Annotated in this window: 16 protein-coding genes and 1 pseudogene; 8 read left to right on the top strand and 9 right to left on the bottom strand. The window is 71.1% G+C overall.

Annotation, left to right across the window (positions count from 1 at the left end; all coding sequences use genetic code 11):
• Positions 1 to 9: 9 nt before the first annotated feature.
• The gene (locus OHO27_RS33835; protein WP_328428756.1) at positions 10 to 1422 is read right to left on the bottom strand and encodes a GH39 family glycosyl hydrolase; all 1413 of its coding nucleotides are present in this window, start codon (positions 1420 to 1422) and stop codon (positions 10 to 12) included.
• A gap of 178 nt (positions 1423 to 1600) precedes the next feature.
• Here OHO27_RS33835 and OHO27_RS33830 point away from each other — a divergent pair, with 178 nt between their 5' ends.
• Positions 1601 to 2695, top strand: coding sequence for a DUF5925 domain-containing protein (locus tag OHO27_RS33830; RefSeq protein ID WP_328428755.1), 1095 nt, complete (start codon positions 1601 to 1603; stop codon positions 2693 to 2695).
• 23 nt (positions 2696 to 2718) lie between these two features.
• Positions 2719 to 3489: a DUF72 domain-containing protein gene (locus OHO27_RS33825; RefSeq protein ID WP_328428754.1), complete on the top strand. Its 771-nt coding sequence runs from the start codon at positions 2719 to 2721 to the stop codon at positions 3487 to 3489.
• A gap of 122 nt (positions 3490 to 3611) precedes the next feature.
• On the opposite strand, the gene OHO27_RS33820 is transcribed toward OHO27_RS33825, so the two are convergent.
• Positions 3612 to 3980: a GntR family transcriptional regulator gene (locus tag OHO27_RS33820; protein WP_328428753.1), complete on the bottom strand. Its 369-nt coding sequence runs from the start codon at positions 3978 to 3980 to the stop codon at positions 3612 to 3614.
• A gap of 71 nt (positions 3981 to 4051) precedes the next feature.
• Between OHO27_RS33820 and OHO27_RS33815 the strand changes: the two genes are divergently transcribed.
• Entirely contained in the window at positions 4052 to 4981 is a 930-nt protein-coding gene (locus OHO27_RS33815) for a GNAT family N-acetyltransferase (RefSeq protein ID WP_328428752.1), read from the top strand.
• Positions 4962 to 5465: a DUF402 domain-containing protein gene (locus OHO27_RS33810; protein WP_328428751.1), complete on the top strand. Its 504-nt coding sequence runs from the start codon at positions 4962 to 4964 to the stop codon at positions 5463 to 5465. Before OHO27_RS33815 ends, OHO27_RS33810 begins: the two co-directional genes overlap by 20 nt.
• On the opposite strand, the gene OHO27_RS33805 is transcribed toward OHO27_RS33810, so the two are convergent.
• The gene (locus tag OHO27_RS33805; protein WP_328430635.1) at positions 5462 to 6076 is read right to left on the bottom strand and encodes a class I SAM-dependent methyltransferase; all 615 of its coding nucleotides are present in this window, start codon (positions 6074 to 6076) and stop codon (positions 5462 to 5464) included. The two genes, OHO27_RS33810 and OHO27_RS33805, sit on opposite strands and share 4 nt — an antisense overlap.
• Positions 6077 to 6225: 149 nt before the next feature.
• Here OHO27_RS33805 and OHO27_RS33800 point away from each other — a divergent pair, with 149 nt between their 5' ends.
• Positions 6226 to 6363: a hypothetical protein gene (locus OHO27_RS33800; protein WP_328428750.1), complete on the top strand. Its 138-nt coding sequence runs from the start codon at positions 6226 to 6228 to the stop codon at positions 6361 to 6363.
• A 27-nt stretch (positions 6364 to 6390) separates the two neighbouring features.
• On the opposite strand, the gene OHO27_RS33795 is transcribed toward OHO27_RS33800, so the two are convergent.
• Positions 6391 to 6852 (bottom strand): GNAT family N-acetyltransferase, encoded by a 462-nt coding sequence (locus OHO27_RS33795; protein ID WP_328428749.1) that lies wholly within the window; start codon positions 6850 to 6852, stop codon positions 6391 to 6393.
• Between the two features lie 141 nt (positions 6853 to 6993).
• Between OHO27_RS33795 and OHO27_RS33790 the strand changes: the two genes are divergently transcribed.
• Entirely contained in the window at positions 6994 to 8034 is a 1041-nt protein-coding gene (locus tag OHO27_RS33790; protein ID WP_328428748.1) for a lytic polysaccharide monooxygenase auxiliary activity family 9 protein, read from the top strand.
• Between the two features lie 72 nt (positions 8035 to 8106).
• On the opposite strand, the gene OHO27_RS33785 is transcribed toward OHO27_RS33790, so the two are convergent.
• A complete protein-coding gene (locus OHO27_RS33785) occupies positions 8107 to 8976 on the bottom strand; it encodes an esterase/lipase family protein (RefSeq protein ID WP_328428747.1) in 870 nt (289 codons plus the stop codon).
• Positions 8977 to 9149: 173 nt separating this feature from the next.
• Complete coding sequence (locus OHO27_RS33780) at positions 9150 to 9596, bottom strand: MarR family winged helix-turn-helix transcriptional regulator (RefSeq protein WP_328428746.1); 447 nt, start codon at positions 9594 to 9596, stop codon at positions 9150 to 9152.
• A 93-nt stretch (positions 9597 to 9689) separates the two neighbouring features.
• Here OHO27_RS33780 and OHO27_RS33775 point away from each other — a divergent pair, with 93 nt between their 5' ends.
• Positions 9690 to 10064, top strand: a complete 375-nt coding sequence (locus OHO27_RS33775) for a cupin domain-containing protein (protein ID WP_328428745.1) — start codon at positions 9690 to 9692, stop codon at positions 10062 to 10064.
• Between the two features lie 17 nt (positions 10065 to 10081).
• Here OHO27_RS33775 and OHO27_RS33770 read toward each other — a convergent pair whose 3' ends face one another.
• Together OHO27_RS33770 and OHO27_RS33765 are read right to left on the bottom strand one after the other, a co-directional pair.
• Positions 10082 to 11056 (bottom strand): DNA polymerase Y family protein, encoded by a 975-nt coding sequence (locus OHO27_RS33770; protein ID WP_328428744.1) that lies wholly within the window; start codon positions 11054 to 11056, stop codon positions 10082 to 10084.
• Positions 11053 to 14504 (bottom strand): annotated as a pseudogene (locus OHO27_RS33765) (DNA polymerase III subunit alpha). The gene OHO27_RS33770 and the pseudogene OHO27_RS33765 overlap by 4 nt, the downstream one beginning before the upstream one ends.
• Before the next feature lie 156 nt (positions 14505 to 14660).
• Here OHO27_RS33765 and OHO27_RS33760 point away from each other — a divergent pair.
• Positions 14661 to 15701 carry a DUF3533 domain-containing protein gene (locus tag OHO27_RS33760; RefSeq protein WP_328428743.1) on the top strand — a complete coding sequence of 347 codons (1041 nt, stop codon included), beginning with the start codon at positions 14661 to 14663 and terminating at the stop codon, positions 15699 to 15701.
• A 78-nt stretch (positions 15702 to 15779) separates the two neighbouring features.
• Here the strand turns inward: OHO27_RS33760 and OHO27_RS33755 are convergent, their stop codons facing one another.
• Positions 15780 to 16862, bottom strand: a complete 1083-nt coding sequence (locus tag OHO27_RS33755) for a S1 family peptidase (protein ID WP_328428742.1) — start codon at positions 16860 to 16862, stop codon at positions 15780 to 15782.
• Positions 16863 to 17087 lie beyond the last annotated feature (225 nt).

Genomic DNA, 17087 nt, shown 5'->3' with positions numbered 1-17087 from the left:
TCAAGTGGCTCAGCGCTTGAGCCACTTGACCCCGTACGCCTGCAGCTCGACCTTCTCGCCGTCGATCTTCGCGCTGGTCTGCCGGTCGAGGGTGTTCACGACGAGGACCGTCCTGTCCGTGGCCAGGACCCGCACGTCGGGCTTGTCCACGGACACCTTCTGGTAGTCGGTGCCCGGCCGGAACTCCTTGCCGAAGCGGGCGACCAGGTCGTACATGGGCAGCTTCTCGCCGCCGTCCGCGGTGTCGGTCGGCGTCCACAGGCAGCCGGCGCATTCGGTGCCCCGCTCCTCCTGCGGGTTCCAGTAGAAGGCGGAGGAGGCGCCGCCCTTGGCCAGCGCGATCATCCCGGTGGCCTGTACGGCGACCCGGCGGGTCTCGGACCAGCCCTTGCGGTCGTCGTTGCCGTCGGCGGGCTCGACGTAGTACTCGGCCCACCACAGCGGCAGGTCACCGGTCTGCCGCCGCACCCACTGGCTGACGGCCGTGAACTTGTCGGTGGCCGTGAACTCGTCGGGCAGCAGCTCGTCGTCCCGGGTGTAGCTGGAGCCGTCCACGACGACGAAATCGGCGCCTGCCTTGTGGCGGTTCCAGTACTCGAAGGCGTCGATCGTGCGCTGGTCCATGGCGCCCCACGAGCCCTTCAGCTCCGTCGAGGCCTCCTGCGCGCGCGGGTCGACGCTGTCCATCACGAGGTACGGCCCGCCGACCATGATGTCGGGGTTGACCTTCTTCAGCGCGTTGTAGATCAGGTTGTAGAGCCGGGTGTAGCCCTCGTAGTCCCAGCGGGCCTCGGTGTCGTTCCAGAAGCCCTTGAACTCGTTCCACACGATGAAGTGCCGTACGTCCGGATAGCGCTTGGCGACGGTCGCGGCGAGCGCGGCGAAGTCCTCGAAGTGCTCGGGCTCGGGCGGCGTCTCCAGGGCGGCCTGGCTCCAGTTCGTGTTGTCGACGCCGGCCTTGCCGCCCTTCATCCAGTCGGGGGCGCAGCACAGGGTGACGACGGGGGTGCTGCCGGAGGCGCGGATGAAGTCGATACGGCGGTCCATCGCCTCGAAGTCGTAACGCCCCTCGACCGGCTCGGGGTTGTCGGAGCCCCAGCCCATGATGTGCTGGATCTGTGGCAGTCCTCCGGCGTCCGCGAGCCGTCCCTCGACGCGCTCTACGGCGGCGGAGTCGCCCTCGTCGGCGCTGTACTGGGTGTGCGTGAACCCCCAGCCCACCTCCGGATTCTCGGCGTCCGGCGTGGCGGTCGGATTGCCGTGCACCTTGTCGCCGTCGCGTGAGGTGCCGTCCGTGTTCACACCGTTGCCCGGTAGCGTGCTGAGGAGCGTCACCACCAGCGCCAGAGCCACCGCGCCCACCCCGAGCAGCGCGGTGAGCCGCCACCGCCCTGCCCCCGAATTCCACCCATGACGTCCCATCAAGGACAACGGTAACGGCGGCGGCATCCGCGCGGGCAGGTTTCGGCAGTGCACGGTCCTGTAACAGGGCGGAGGGGATACGCCGGGAGCGTCGGCACGGGTGGCGGGCATCGTCCGTTGGCGGAGTGTGGCACGGAAACCGGGTGCACGGGCCCTCCGCGTGACGGATCATGGCCGCATGTCTGCGAACCCACACGACGCTCTGCCGATCCGGCTCAACGTCGACGACAGCGACTCGCCGTCCGACGTCGTCGACGCGCTGTTCCTCGGCCGCTTCGCGACGGGCGAGCAGCCGTACTCGCACGCGGCGAACATCGACCGCGTACGGTCCGGTGTGACGCTCCTGCCGCCGGGCGCCCGCGTGCTGCGCACCGCCCGCGACGACGACCGCAGCGCGACGCTGGCGGAGGGCGACGGCTGGACCGTGCTGATCTCCCGCTGGAACCGGGGCGCCGACGTCACGGTGACGGCGACCAGCGAGGAACTGGCGGAGCGCGTCCTGGGCGAGGCGACGGACGGCGCGGCGGACGAGCCCGAACCGCAGCCGGAGAACGTCACCATGGGCTTCTGGTACGTCTCCCCCAGGCGCGGCCCTTACCGCACGACCCGGCAGATCTCCGCGGGCACCTGGGACGAGGTGCGCGCCAACTACACCGCGCCGGTGGCGGACGCGATGGACCGCCTGATGAAGACGACCCCGGAGGACATCGCGGGCCGGCTGCTCCTGCTGCACGGCCCGCCGGGCACGGGCAAGACGTCGGCGCTGCGGACGCTGGCCCGCTCCTGGCGGGACTGGTGCCAGGTGGACTGCGTCCTGGACCCGGAGCGGCTCTTCAGCGACGTCGGCTATCTGATGGACATCGCGATCGGCGAGGACGACTCGACGGGCAAGGGCCGCTGGCGGCTGCTGCTCCTGGAGGACTGCGACGAGCTGATCCGCGGCGAGGCGAAGCACACGGCGGGCCAGGCGCTGTCGCGGCTGCTGAACCTGACGGACGGCCTGCTCGGCCAGGGCCGCAACGTCCTGGTCGGCGTCACCACCAACGAGGACCTGGAGCGCCTCCACCCAGCCGTCGTCCGCCCGGGCCGCTGTCTGGCCCGCATCGAGGTGGGTCCGCTGACCCGCCGGGAGGCGACCACCTGGCTGGGCGCGGAGGAGGGCGTCGGCCGTGAGGGCGCCACACTGGCGGAGCTGTACGCACTGAAGCGGGGCACGTCCCCGACGTCGCTGCCGGACCCGCGGGACGGGGCGGACGCGGGGCTGTACCTCTAGCCTTCCGGTGCTTTGATGGTCGTATGACCCTGTTCCTCGGGACGTCGGGGTGGCAGTACCGGGACTGGCGGGGTGGCCTCTATCCCGCCGATGTGCCCATGCGGCTGTGGCTGGAGGAGTACACGCGGCACTTCGCCACGGTGGAGATCAACAACGCCTTCTACCGGCTGCCCACGCGGGAGAACTTCGAGGCCTGGCGTGACCGGGTGCCGGGGGACTTCGTGGTCGGGGTGAAGGCGAGCCGCTACCTCACCCACATCAAGCGCCTCAAGGACCCCGAGGAGCCGGTCCACCGTCTGATGTCCCATGCGGCGGGCCTGGGTGACCGCCTGGGACCGGTCCTCCTCCAGCTCCCGCCGACCCTGCGCGCCGACCCCGGCCTCCTCGACGCCTGCCTGGCCTGCTTCCCGTCCGGGACGCGGATCGCGGTCGAGCCCCGCCACGAGTCCTGGTGGGTGTCCGGCACCCGCAAGGTGCTGGAGTCCCGGGGTGCCGCCCTGTGCTGGGCCGATGTGCAGGCCCGCCCGGTGACGCCCCTGTGGCGCACCACTGACTGGGGCTACGTCCGCTTCCACGAGGGCCGCGCCCACCCCTGGCCCCGCTACGGCCGGCGCTCCCTGGAGACCTGGGTCGACCGCATCGCGACCACCTGGTCCGACGCCGAGGACATGTACGCGTACTTCAACAACGACCCCGGCGGGGCGGCGGTGGCGGACGCGGTGGCCTTCGGGCGGGCGGCGACGCGGGCGGGCCTGACGGTGACGCGAACGCCGGAGTTCGCGGCCCGGCGCTGACCAAGCGGGCCGGGAAGGGGCGCGGGGCCGTGTTCTATTTGCGGCTCCGCCGCGTGGGCGCGACCAGCCACGACGGCGCCGCGGCCGACCACCCACCCGACTCGGCCCTTCCGGCGGAGCGCTCAGCCCCGGTAGGCCGCCCGCAGGGCATCCCGCACCGCGGCCAGCGCATCCGCCTCCGTCAGCCCCAGCCGACGAGCACGCTCGACGTACGTCTGGGCGGCCGACGCGAGCTCCCGTTCCGCCGCGGAGCCCGCCGCGGCCACGAACGTGCCGTTACGCCCGCGCGTCTCGATCACCCCGTCGCTCTCCAGCGCGCGGTAGGCCTTGGCGACCGTGTTGGCCGCCAGGCCCAGCGACTCCGCCAGCCCCCGCACGGTAGGCAGCCGGTACCCCACCGGCAGCACCCCCGAGCGCGCCTGCTCCGAGATCTGCGCCCGCACCTGCTCGTACGGCGCGGCACTGTCGTCGATGTGGATCTTCAATGTCACAGGCCGATTGTCCCGTACCCGGCGGAAAATGAGAGGCACCCCGGCACATCGCCCGCGTAGCGTGCGGCCACATGACCGTCTCCGTCCGCGATCTGCGTCCTGAAGTCCCGGCCGATGTCGAGGGATTCGTCGGCGTCTGGCACCGCGCTCTCCCGTATCTCGTGGTCACCCCGGAGGCCGTCGTCCACGGTGCCACCCGTGCCCACCCCGACGCGCATGCCCGGCCTCTCCTCGCCGAGGAGAACGGCGAGATCATCGGTACGGCCCAGGTCGGCATCGCCCACGACAGCCCGGAGCCCGGGCAGGGCTTCGTCAACGTGTACGTGCACCCGGAGCGCACGCGCCGCGGCGCCGGCGCGCTCCTGCTCCGCACCGCCGAGGAACACCTGGCCGCCGTGGGCGCGACCACGCTGTTCGCCTGGGTGCTAGACGAGCCGGACAACCGCGCCTTCGCCGAACGGCACGGCTATCGCGCGAGCCGCTCCGCGCACTTCCTGCGCCTCGACCTGGCGAACGGCACGCTGCCGCCGCTGCAGGCGCTCCCGCCCGGTGTGGAACTGCGCACGGCCGCCGACTTCGCGGACGATCCCCGCCCGCTGTTCGAACTGGACGCGGAGACGACGCTGGACGAACCCGGTGACGTCGAGGCCGAGTTCACGGACTACGAGGCCTGGCTGGAGGAGACCTGGCGGCACCCGCTGAACAGCCACGAGCTGACCTCGGTGGTCCTCGTGGACAGCCGCCCCGCCGCCTTCAGCGCCGCCCGCACGGACGGCGCCACCCGCTACGGCACCACCATGACCGGCAGCGCCCGCGCCTTCCGCGGCCGCGGCCTGGCCAAGCTGGCCAAGAACGACTCGCTGCATCGCGCCCGCGCCGCCGGGTACACGGAGGCGTTCACGGGCAACGACGCCGGCAACGGCCCGATGCTCGCGATCAACAAGTGGTTCGGCTACGAGGTCTGCGCGACGGAGGTGCGCCATGTCCGTGAACTCGGCTGAGCAGGGACGCCCGCTGGACGTGGTCCTCGTCAAGGGCGGCCGTACGAAGATCCGTTACGAGGCCGAGCTGGTCGCCGACGACGGCACCCGGATCACCGTCCGGGCCCCCTGGTCCGGCGACGGGGTCCGCGACTTCGGATTCGTCCGCTTCCAACCGGGCGACGTCTTCACGGAGTACTACTGGCGCGACCGCTGGTACGCCGTGAAGGAGGTCCGGGACGCCTCGGGTGCCCTCAAGGGCTGGTACTGCGACGTCACCCGCCCGGCCACGCTGTCCGGCACCGAGCTGGTCGTCGAGGACCTCGACCTGGACCTGTGGCGCTCCGCGGACGGCACGGACGTACGCCGCCTGGACGAGGACGAGTTCGCCGAGAGCGGTCTGGCGGTGACGGACCCCGAGGCGGCAGCGGCGGCCGTGGCGGCCCTGGACGAGCTGGAGGCGTTCGCCACCGTCGAGGGCGGTCTGGAGTCCCTGCTGGTCTAGAGCTTCGCCACCACGGCGTACCGCTCGTCGGCCACGGCCTTCCCCCACAGCGGTTCGTCGTCCGACAGGCGCTCCACGCGCACGTGCCCGACGTGCGGGGCGAGCAGCCCGGTGAGCCGGTCCGCCGGGATGCCGGCGGCGTCGACCGTCCCCCACACGCCCTCGACCAGCACGAACCGTCCTCCCGGGCGCAGCAGCCCGCGCCAGTGCCGCAGCACCCGGCCCGGGTCGGGCAGCGCCCACAGGACGTGCCGTACGAGCACGACGTCGAACCGCTCCTCCCCCACCGGGGGCGCCGCCGCGTCACCTACGAGGAACACCGCGTCACGCCCGGCCAGCTTGGCGCGGGCCAGGTCCACCATCGCCGGGGACCGGTCCACTCCTGTGACCCGGTGTCCCTGCTCGGCGGCGAGGAGCGACAGGCTTCCGGTGCCGCAGCCGAGGTCGAGGACGTCGGACGCGCGCTCGGGCAGCCAGGAGCGCAGCCGGGAAGACCAGGCCTGGCGCACCTGGGCGTCGCGCAGGCCGTGGTCCGGCTCGTCGTCGAAGGAGGCGGCGGCCGCGTCCCAGTCCACGGCCTGCCCTGTGACGGCCTGTTCACCGTTCGTCATGTCGGTCATGCGGCCAAGAGTGACACCCGCCACTGACAGTCGAATCGTGACAGCGGCCACTGACAGGACCAGCGGCGATGAGGAACTCTCCCCGCAAGGGTCTACCTCCGTGAGAACGAGGAACTCGGTGGCCCCTGAAGGAGGCAGCCATGCGCCGTATGACCGTGCAGAAGCCCCTGAAGAGGAAGTCCGATGCCGGCCGCGTCCGCGAGGAGGCGGACGAGCGCCCCTCGGGACGACCCGAGGTCCGCAAGGACATCGCACGCACCTGGTGGCCGGACGGCTGAAACGCCCCGTCGGCCCCGTCAGACACGTCAGTCGAGCCGCTTGCGGTAGTGGATGCGGTCGTACGGCCCTTCCACGCGACGCTCGATGACCTCGTAGCCGTACTTCGGGTAGATCTTCTGGTTCTCCCACATCAGCGCGTTCGTGTAGAGCCTGACCTCGGGCAGACGCAGCGCACGCGCGTGTGCGTCCACGAAGTGCAGCAGCCGCCGCCCCACGCCCTGCCCTTGGGCGTCCGGGTGGACGGCGATGTTGTCGAGGTACAGGTGATCCTCGTACGCCTCGACCACGACGAGCCCGACCACGCGCCCCGTGCCGGGTTCCTCCGTGACGAACACCTTCCCGTCGGACACGTTTGCCGCGTGGTCCCGCTCCATGGGCTGCGGAACCCTGCCGATCCGCTCGATGTAGTGGTGGTAGGCGGCATCGGTGACGGCTTTGACGGCCGGCACGTCGGCGGCGACGGCGGGCCGGATTCCCTCATCGGTCATGCCAGGAACCGTATCTACCTGATCTCCGCCTGAGCACTCCCTTAAGGCACCCCTAAAGATCGCCGTGAACCCCCTGCGCCAGGCGTTTTCACGGTTTCTTGGATCCGGCACTCATCAGTTCCGGTTCCGAGGAGATCCCCCATGCCCGCACGCCGCAAGGCCGCCACCGTCGCCGCCCTGGGCCTGACCCCGCTCGCCCTCACCGCCCTGGCCACCGCGCCCGCGTCGGCGCACGGCTCGATGGGCGACCCGGTCAGCCGGGTCTCGCAGTGTTACGCGGAGGGCCCCGAGAGCCCGACGTCCGACGCGTGCAAGGCGGCGGTCGCTGCGGGCGGTACGCAGGCCCTCTACGACTGGAACGGCATACGCATCGGCAACGCGGACGGCCGGCACCAGGAGCTGATCCCGGACGGCAAGCTGTGCAGCGCGAACAGCGAGGCGTTCAAGGGCCTCGACCTGGCTCGCACCGACTGGCCGGCGACGAGCGTGAGCAGCGGGTCGTACACGTTCAAGTACCGCGTGACCGCACCGCACAAGGGCACCTTCAAGGTCTACATCACGAAGCAGGGGTACGACCCGTCGAAGCCGCTGGCCTGGGACGACCTGGACCTGGCGAACCCGGTGGCGACGTCCACCGACCCGGCGGCCTCGGGCGGCTTCTACACCTTCTCCGGCGCCCTGCCGCAGCGCTCCGGCAAGCAGCTGCTGTACGCGGTCTGGCAGCGCTCGGACAGCCCGGAGGCGTTCTACTCCTGCTCGGACGTCACTTTCGGCGGCGCGAGCGGGGGCGGTTCGGGCAGCGGCGACGGTGGCGCCGGCACCGACAACTCGGGCGGCGGCAACGACAGCACCGGCGGCGAGGCCGCGCCCGCACCGAGCGCCTCCGCGCCCTCCGAGGAGCAGATCGAGGACGGTGCCGACAAGTCGACGATCGAGCACAACGGCCACGGTGACCAGGACGCCGGCACCTCGGCGGAGCCGGTCGCGGCGGCCGCGGACGAACAGTCCGCACCGGCCAACCGGCCGAAGGCCGCCGGCGCGACCGAGAACCTCGCCGAGACCGGCGGGGACAGCAGCACGGCGTATCTCGCGATGGGCGGTGCGGCGACCCTCGCGCTCGGCTCGGCGGTCCTGTTCGCGTCGGTGCGCCGCCGCGCGGCCGGCGCTCGCCACGGCCGCTGACCCGCGGCTGAACCGCCCCACAACTCCGGGGCCTGACCGGCGGCTCAGGCCGGTCAGGCCCCGGCGGCGTGCTCAGCCGATCACGGACGCACAGGTGGTGGGCGTGGCACGGGCCGGGTCGAGCGCGTTGACCACCTCGTGGAAGGCGATCCGGTCGGTCAGCCCGAGGAGCGCGTGCTCGGACAGGTCGACCGCGCACCGGTCCTGGATCAGGACGTTGTTCACGCCGGGGCCGGTCAGGAACTGGGTCCGGTACGGCGTGACCACCTCGTCGTACTTGGTGGCGATGACCGTGTAGCGGACGCCGGGAACGGTGTCGCCGCCCTCGTTGAGCTTGGTCATGAAGGCGGATCCGGCCATCTGCTGGGCCAGGGCGGGAGTGGCGGTGCTGAGCAGGTCCTGAGCGCCGGGGAAGTACGGCAGCAGGTTGGCGAGCCCTCCGAGCGTGGTGCCGTGGTTGTTGGGCGCGATGCCGACGAGGGCGTTCACCTTGGCGGCACCGCCGAGGAACTTGACGTAGTAGCGGGGCATCATGCCGCCCTGCGAGTGGCCGACGAGGTCGGCCTCGGCGGCGCCGGTGGCGGCGAGCACCGTGTCCACATGGGCGGACAGTTGCTCCGCCGACTTGTCGATGGGTCCCAGGGCGTGGAAGAACGGCACGCCGGGCAGCTGGCCGTAGTCGAGGGAGAAGACGCAGTAGCCGCGGTTCGTCAGGTAGGGCGCGAGGCCCAGCCAGTTGTCCACGGAGTTCGCGAAGGTGCCGTGCACGAGGACGACGGGGCGGGGATGGGCGGCGGAGGGCTTGCAGGAGTAGTCGTTCCAGCCACTGTGCGTGGTCGCCGCCGCTTCGGCCGCCTGGGCCGTGGTGGCGGGGACGACGGCGACCGCGGCGGTCAGCAGCAGCGCGGCCAGGGGTCTGAGCACTCGTTTCCAGGGCAGCATCGTGTGATCTCCTTGCGGCTCAAGGGAGTTGCGACGGCCTTACGCCCTGTGATCCGGATCACGAGGATGCTGTTCACCCGTCAAGTTACGGGCGAGTAGTAGACGTGTGAAGTTACGCGTCAGTAAAAACTTCCAGTGATAACCAGTGGCCGGTTACATCCACTGATGAACCATCACCAAGTGGGCCTGATGGGGCCATGGGGTGCGATGCGCACCAACTGCCGGAGCAGCGCCTGCACTTCGCTCTCACCGAGCACGCCGACCCAAGCCCGGACGGCATCCGAGGCCGCCTCCTCGGCCGCACGGGTGCAGGCCCACCCCCGTTCGGTCAGCACGACCAGCCGGGCGCGCGCGTCATCGGGATGCGGCCGGCGCTCGGCGTACCCCTTGCGCACGATCTCGTCGACCAGCTGACTCGCCGCCTGCTTGGTCACGCCGAGGTGACCGGCGAGGTCGGTGGCCGTCGCACCGTCCGGGGCGAGCCGCGCGAACGCGAATCCGTGCGCGGGCCGCAGCCCTTCGAAGCCCCGGGCGACCACGCCGTCATGGATGCGCTGCGTGAGCTCACCGGCGACGGCGAGCAGGGTGGCGGACAGGGCCATGGCTTCGGAGTTCTGCACGCAGGCATTGAAACACCCTTGACGTATTGATCAAGCGGCTTGACCATAGTCATGTAGTCAACCTACTTGACCATCTATTCCGAGGAGGCACCGATGCCTGTGATCCGCGCGTCCGAAGCCGTCACCCACGAAATCCACGGCGCCCGCTTCGTCTCGTACGCCACCCCCGACAGCGGCAGCAAGGAGCTGTGCGCCTGGCGCGGCGAGATCCCGGCCGGGACCAAAGCCCCCGCGCATACCGTCAACCGGGAGGAGATCCTCCATCTGCTCGACGGCGAGCTGCTGGTCACGCTCGACGACCGTACGGACCGGATCGCGGCGGGCGACACCCTGATCATCAACCCGGGTGCGACGCTGACCGTCGAGAACCCGACCGAGCGGACCGCCGTCACCTGGGTCACCACCTCCATCGGCCTGACGGCGGAGCTGGCCGACGGCACGCGCATCACGCCGCCCTGGGCCAACTGACCTCCGCGTGAGGGGAGTCAGGCGGCCAGCGACCCCGGCATCACCGCATGCGGCCCGAACTTCGCTCGCGCGCGGTCCGCGACCTCCTCGATGCGGCGGGCCTTCTCGTCGAGCGGGTCGAACGTGAGCTGGTAGGAGGCCTGCTCGGCGGGGTCGAGGCCCTCGGCGCGCAGGGCGAGGGCGCGGACGCGGGCGCGCTGGAGGCCGAGGGCCTCGTACATGTCGTACGCCGCCCTGGTCAGCGCCGGTGAGTGGGCCGTCGGCTCCTTCAGGGTGCGGCTGCGGGTCGTCGAAGAGCGGTCGGCGTAGCGGACGGTGAGGGTCAGGGTGCGGCAGACCTTGTCCAGGGCGCGCAGCCGGGAGCCCAGTTCCTCGGCGGCCGAGAGCAGGGCGCGGCGGTGCCGGCCGGGGTCCAGCTCGTCGCGGGTGAAGGGACGTTCGGTGGCCAGCGAGCGCGACACTGCGTTCGGCACCACCCGGCCCCGGTCGATGCCGCCCGCCTTCTCGCGCAGCTCGCGGCCGGCCTTCGCGCCGATCAGGCGCTGGAGCGTGGACAGGGGGGCGGCGGCGACCAGGCCGAGGGTGTCGAGGCCGTACTCGCACAGGGTGCGGGCGATCGCGGCGCCGACGCCGGGCAGCGCCGCGACGGGCTTGTCGGCGAGGAATTCCGTGACGGCGTCCGGCTCCTCGGGAACGGCACACGTCACCCCGGGCCGGGCGTCCCCCAGTGCCACGCGGGCCAGCATCGGGCCGGGCCCGGCGCCGATCACGCAGTCGACCCCGTGGTGGGCGAGGGCGCGCACCCGGATCACCGACGCCAGTTCGACCGCGTCGCGCCCGAAGTACCGCTCGGCGCCCCGCAGATCGGCCAGTGCTCCGTCCGGTGGCAGCGCCTGGACGACCGGGGTGAAGTCCTCCAGCAGTCCGAGCAGCCCGGGCAGGGCCGCCTCGCCCGCCGGCGGCAGCTGGAAACGTACGCAGAGGATGGTCATCCCGCACTCCCCGGACTCTGGTGCCACAACTTCCTTACCTGTGAAGGCTCTTGACCCGCCGGTCGCAGATCGGCCCACGGGTGCATTTCGTATCCGGTCGGCATTTGGATTCGCCGGCCGCGCGTCGGATCGTCTCCGTCCCCTCCGCCATGGGCTCCGCCAGCCGCGCCGCCACCACGTCCAGGCCGCCCTCGGCGCGCAGTTCGACCAGCTCGGCGAGGTTCCAGGCGGCGGAGCCCACCACGCTCAGACTGCGCGGACCGCGGCGTTGCACCACCCCGCGCACCAGCAGCAGCCAGGAATGGAAGACGGTGTGGGCGCAGGCGTCGTGCGAGTCGTCGAAGAAGGCGAGGTCCACCAGCCCCGTCCCGTCGTCCAGCGTGCTGAAGATGACCCGCTTGCCGGACCGGATCGGCGGCGTCTGGGTGGCCGCCTTGGCGCCCGCGACCAGCACTGTCTCGCCGTGCCGGGCATCGCGCAGCCGCCGCGCCGAGACGACGCCCAGCTCGTCGAGAAACGCCCGGTGGTCGTCCATCAGATTGCGCGAGGCGTCCATCGACAGCACACCCAGCTCGGCACTGAGCCGCTCCGCCGAGCTGAGGTCGGGCAGCCCGGCCGGGGCCGTCTTCCGCCCACCGGCCAGCGGAAGCTGTCCCCCGCCGCCACCCCGGGCGCCCCGGTGCAGCTCGGTCAGATGCAGTTGCAGATCACGCCGGTTGGCCCCGAAGGCGTCCAACGCGCCCACTTGCGCGAGCCGTTGAGCGAGCGGTCGGCTCGGCCGCCCCCGCTCCCAGAAGTCGAGCAGCGAGGTATACGGCTGCCCCTGCGCGATCCGTGCCGCCTCGGCCTCGCTGATGCCATGCACGTCGGAGAGCGCGAGCCGCAGTCCCCAAGTCCCCCCACTCCTCCCAGATTCAGACACCAGTTCGATCCCGTGTGCGACCCCCGACACATTCACGTCCAACGGCAGGATCGGCACCCCACGCCGCCGCGCGTCCGCCAGCAACAGCCGCTTCGGATACATCCCGGGGTCATGGGTGAGCAGCCCCGCATAGAAAGCGGCCGGGTGATGGGCCTTCAGCCAGGCCGACTGATAGGTCGGCACGGCGAAGGCGACGGCGTGCGCCTTGCAGAAGCCGTACGACCCGAAGGCCTCGACGATCTCCCAGGTCCGCCGGATGGTCTCCGCGTCATACCCCTTGGCCGCCGCGTGCTGTGCGAACCACACCCGGATCCGCCCCTGCGACTCCGGATCGGACAGCCCGCGCCGCACCCGGTCCGCCTCGTCCCGTCCGCACCCGGTCATGATGTGCACGATGTCGATGATCTGCTCATGGAAGACGACGACCCCGTACGTCTCCCGCAGCGGCTCCTCCAGATCCGGGTGCGGATAGCGCATCGGCGCCCGCCCGTGCCGTGCCTCGATGAACGGCCGCACCATGTCGGCGGCGACCGGGCCGGGCCGGAAGAGCGAGATGTCGACGACAAGATCATGGAAGGTGGCCGGCTGAAGCCGCCCGACCAGGTCCCGCTGCCCCGGCGACTCGATCTGGAAGCAGCCCAGCGTCTCGGCGGACCGGATCAGCTGATACGTCGCCGGATCGCCGTCCCCCCGCTCGAAGTCGAGCGCGTCCAGATCGACCCGCTCCCCCGTGACCCGCTTCACCTCCGCGACCGCGTGCGCCATCGCCGACTGCATCCGCACGCCCAGCACGTCGAGCTTCAGCAGCCCGAGGTCCTCGACGTCCTCCTTGTCGAACTGCGACATGGGGAAGCCCTCGCCGCTGGTCGGCATGACGGGCGTACGGGAAAGCAAGGAGGCGTCGGACAGAAGCACCCCGCACGGATGCATGGCGATACCGCGCGGAAGGGCGTCCAGGCCCTCCACCAGCTCCCACAACCTGCCGTACCGCTCCCGCTCCCCGGCCAGTTGCCGCAGCTCGGGCAGTTCCTCCAGCGCCGCCCGGGCATCGCGCGCCCGGATGTGCGGGAAGGACTTGGCGATACGGTCGATGTCGGCGGGGTCCATGGACAGGGCGGCGCCCACGTCCCGGATCGCATGCCGCACCCGATAGGTCTCCGGCATCGACACAGTGGCGACCCGCTCGGTCCCGAACCGGTCGATGATCGCGCGGTAGACCTCCAGCCGACGCGCGGACTCCACGTCGATGTCGATGTCGGGCAGCACCAGCCGGCGCTTGGACAGGAAGCGCTCCATCAACAGCCCGTGCTCCACGGGATCGGCGTGCGCGATGCCGAGCAGATGGTTGACGAGCGACCCCGCGCCGGAGCCACGCGCGGCCACCCGGATCCCCATCTTCCGTACGTCATCGACGACTTGGGCGACCGTCAGGAAGTAGGAGGCGAACCCGTGGTGGGCGATGATGTCCAGCTCCTGGTGCATCCGCTCCCAGTACGCCCGCCGCCCGTCATGGCCGCGCTGCACCATGCCCGCCACCGCCCGTGAGGCGAGCGCCCGCTGGGCGGTGCGCTGCCCGGCGCCGACGAGATACGGCTCGGGAAAGTGGACGCTGCCGATCCCGAGGTCGTCCTCGGGATCGACGAGACACTCGGAAGCGGTCGCCCGGGTCTGCTCCAGCAGCCGGTGCGCGGTGTCGCGCCGGAAGCCCGCGGCCTCGACGACGCGCTCGGCGACCTTCGCCATCTCCCCCGCACCCTTGAGCCAGGCCTCGCCGGAGTCCAGTTCCTTGGTGGAGTCGATGGGCACGAGCCGCCGCGCGGCGTCCAGCACATCGGCGACCGGCCCCAGACCGGAATCCGCGTACCGGACGGCATTGCTCAGCACAGGCCGCACCCGCTGCTCGGCGGCGAAGCCGACGGTCCGGGCGGCCAGCCGCAACGACCCCGGGCCGGTGCCCTTGCGCCCGTGCCAGACGGCCTCCAGCCGCAGGGAGTCGCCGTAGACCTCCCGCCAGGGCCCGAGCAGCCTGGCCGCCCGATCGGGACGACCGGCGGCGAGCGCACGGCCGACATCGGAGTCGGAGCCGAGCAGAACGATCAGACCGTCCCCTCGGTTGTCCCCCCGGGGCAGCATCGGCGGCCCCTCCCCCGCATGCGCAGCCGAAACGATCCGGCACAGATCGCCCCACCCACGGGCCCCGTCCCGGGCAAGAAAGGTGACACGGGGCGTCGAGTCGTCGACAAAGGCGCCGCCCCGCACCGGAGCCCGACGTCGCCGCCCCGCGGACTCACCCGCCTCCGAGAGCCCGAAGTCCTCCACGGCCAGCTCCACGCCGAACAACGGACGCACGCCCGCCTTCGCACAGGCCTTGGCAAATCGAACAGCACCCCCGAGCGTGTCGCGATCGGTGAGAGCCAGGGCGTCCATGCCCCGCTCGGAGGCACGCTCGGCCAGCCGCTCCGGGTGCGAGGCCCCGTACCTCAGGGAGAACCCGGAGACGGTGTGCAGATGCGTGAACCCTGGCACACGCACCTCCCGCACTCATGAGCCGCTCGAACATCAGTTCCCAACTCTCCCACCCCCACCATAGACCATTTCCAGACCGTTTCTCGAACACTCGTGCGACATCCGTTCGGTCGCCTCCCACCTGCGCAAACGCCTGGCCACCCGGACTGTGGGGGCATGACGCAGACGCCCGGCGCCGACACCTCCCGCAGCCCCTTCCTCACCGAGGTGAAGGACGCCGTCACCCCGCGGGCCACGCTGCTCGTGACCGGCGTCGTCGGCCTCGCCCTGCTCTTCATCGCCTCCTACGTGGGCGCGCTCCACGACCCGAAACCCAAGAACGTGCCGCTGGGAGTCGTGGCGCCCGAGGTCGCCGCCCAGCAGACGGCGGACCGGCTGGGCAACCTGCCCGGCGACCCCCTGGACCCGCGTGTGGTGGCCGATGCGGCGACGGCAAGGAAGCAGATCCTGAACCGCGAGATCGACGGCGCCCTGCTGATCGACCCGAACGGCACCACCGACACCCTCCTGGTCGCCACCGGAGGCGGAAGGGTGCTGGCCGCCACCCTGGAGTCCCTGGTCGCCGCCCTGGAGAGAACCGAGGCACGCACCCTGCGCACCATCGACGTGGCCCCGGCCGACCGGCACGACGCCAACGGGCTCACGTCCTTCTACGCCACCGTGGGCTCGTGCGTGGGCGGCTACCTCTGCGCGTCGATCATGACGATCAGCTCGGGCGCCGGCCGGCCCACCCCGAGGCGCTCGGCGATCCGCCTCATGGCCATGGCTCTCGTAGCGATCGTCGGCGGCCTGGGCGGCGCCCTGATCATCGGCCCCATCCTGGGCGCACTACCGGGCAGCCTCGCCGCCCTGTGGGGCGTCGGCGCCCTGACCGTCTTCGCGGTGGGCGCGGCCACCCTCGCCTTCCAGGCCATCTTCGGCATGGCCGGCATCGGCCTGGCCATCCTGATCGTGGTGATCCTGGGCAACCCGAGCGCAGGCGGCGCCCTCCCGCTCCCGCTGCTCCCACCGTTCTGGAAGGAGATCGGCCCGGCCCTGCCCCCGGGCGCAGGCACCTGGGCCACCCGCTCGATCGCCTACTTCAACGGCAACGACATGACCGGCTCCCTGCTGGTCCTCTCGGCATGGGCAGCAGCAGGGATCGCGATCACGCTACTGGCGGCGAAACTACGAACAGGCAGCACCAAAACGCCGTAGCGGCACAAAGCCGCCCTGGAAACGACGAAGAGCCCCGCCCCCACAAGAGGGACGGGACTCCACAAAAGCGACGAACCGTCAGCCGATCTCAGTACCCGTGGCCGACAGCGCCTCGGTCACCGGCTGGAAGAACGTCTCCCCACCGGAGGTGCAGTCACCGCTGCCCCCGGAGGTGAGCCCGATCGCCTTGTCGCCGGAGAACAGCGAGCCGCCACTGTCGCCGGGCTCGGCGCAGACGTCGGTCTGGATCAGCCCGTTGACGATGTCACCGTTGCCGTAGTTCACGGTGGCGTCCAGCCCGGTGACCTTGCCGTCGTGCACCTGGGTGGTCGACCCGCTCCGGGTGACCTCCATGCCGACGGTGGCCTCGGCGGCACCACTGATGGCCTGCGTGGAGCCGTTGTAGAGGTTGACCTCGCTCGGGTGGTCGACCTCGCCGGTGTACTTCACCAGCCCGTAGTCGTTGTCCGGGAAGCTGGACGTCTCGTTGGTGCCGAGCGCGTTGCCCTCGGAGTCCGACCAGTTCGTGATGCCCTCGGTGCAGTGCCCGGCGGTCAGGAAGAACGGCTCGCCGCCCTTGACGACGTTGAAGCCGAGCGAGCAACGGCCGCTGCCGTCGGTGATGGCGTCACCACCCGCGATGAAGGGCTTGAACTCCCCCTTCGACCGCTTGAGTTCGACCGTGGCACCCAGCCCGTCGACGACCTTGCCGAGCGTGGTCCACTCGGCCTTGGAGACCGTGCGGTCGGCGGTGACGACAACCTTGTTGGTCGCCGGGTCCGTCACCCAGGCGGTGCCGGGGATGGTCGCGTCCTGCTTGAGCGTCGTACGGGCGCTCTTCAGCTCGGCGAGCGAGTTCTCGACGACTCTGGCCTTGGCGCCGGCCGCCTCGACGGCGTTGGCGGCGACCTCGTCGAGGACGTTCACGACAAGGCTCTTGGTCTGCGCATCGTAGTAGGTACCGGCGGCGTCGGCGCCGAGGTCCTTGGCGAGCGTCGAGGCGAGCTTTCCGGCCGCGCCGACCGAGAGGGTCTTCGGCGCGGACGGCTCAGGTGTCTCACTCGCGTTCGCACTCTGCAAGGTCACTCCCGCGGCAACCAGTGCGGCGATGCCCGCACCTGCCACGGCTGCACGCCGCTTGGGTATGCGTCGATGCTTCAACTTACGTCCTCCTGTGGGGGGTCGGCCCGAGAGGTTGTGGGGACCTCACGAACCGGAAGGCGTACGGCTACGGAGGCGACTCACAACAAAAGCCACGCCCGTGCCGGTTGAACAACGCTCACTATTCCTAGGCCCACAGGGAGCGCACAAGGTCGACTTCAGGACGCGCGTAGAACACGGTTGCACGCCCCCGCCACCTTGACCGTGCACAGTCACGCGGGGCCT

This window comes from Streptomyces sp. NBC_00443 (genome assembly GCF_036014175.1).
In the GTDB taxonomy this organism is placed as follows: domain Bacteria; phylum Actinomycetota; class Actinomycetes; order Streptomycetales; family Streptomycetaceae; genus Streptomyces.
The sequence above is the reverse complement of the archived record's forward strand: the minus strand, read 5'-3'. Positions and strand labels throughout refer to the sequence as shown.

Coding starts and splice junctions, on each gene's coding strand:
- OHO27_RS33835 (WP_328428756.1), bottom strand. CDS start 1,422: ATGGGACGTCATGGGTGGAATTCGGGGGCAGGGCGGTGGCGGCTCACC.
- OHO27_RS33830 (WP_328428755.1), top strand. CDS start 1,601: ATGTCTGCGAACCCACACGACGCTCTGCCGATCCGGCTCAACGTCGAC.
- OHO27_RS33825 (WP_328428754.1), top strand. CDS start 2,719: ATGACCCTGTTCCTCGGGACGTCGGGGTGGCAGTACCGGGACTGGCGG.
- OHO27_RS33815 (WP_328428752.1), top strand. CDS start 4,052: ATGACCGTCTCCGTCCGCGATCTGCGTCCTGAAGTCCCGGCCGATGTC.
- OHO27_RS33810 (WP_328428751.1), top strand. CDS start 4,962: ATGTCCGTGAACTCGGCTGAGCAGGGACGCCCGCTGGACGTGGTCCTC.
- OHO27_RS33805 (WP_328430635.1), bottom strand. CDS start 6,076: ATGACGAACGGTGAACAGGCCGTCACAGGGCAGGCCGTGGACTGGGAC.
- OHO27_RS33800 (WP_328428750.1), top strand. CDS start 6,226: ATGCGCCGTATGACCGTGCAGAAGCCCCTGAAGAGGAAGTCCGATGCC.
- OHO27_RS33795 (WP_328428749.1), bottom strand. CDS start 6,852: ATGACCGATGAGGGAATCCGGCCCGCCGTCGCCGCCGACGTGCCGGCC.
- OHO27_RS33790 (WP_328428748.1), top strand. CDS start 6,994: ATGCCCGCACGCCGCAAGGCCGCCACCGTCGCCGCCCTGGGCCTGACC.
- OHO27_RS33785 (WP_328428747.1), bottom strand. CDS start 8,976: ATGCTGCCCTGGAAACGAGTGCTCAGACCCCTGGCCGCGCTGCTGCTG.
- OHO27_RS33775 (WP_328428745.1), top strand. CDS start 9,690: ATGCCTGTGATCCGCGCGTCCGAAGCCGTCACCCACGAAATCCACGGC.
- OHO27_RS33770 (WP_328428744.1), bottom strand. CDS start 11,056: ATGACCATCCTCTGCGTACGTTTCCAGCTGCCGCCGGCGGGCGAGGCG.
- OHO27_RS33760 (WP_328428743.1), top strand. CDS start 14,661: ATGACGCAGACGCCCGGCGCCGACACCTCCCGCAGCCCCTTCCTCACC.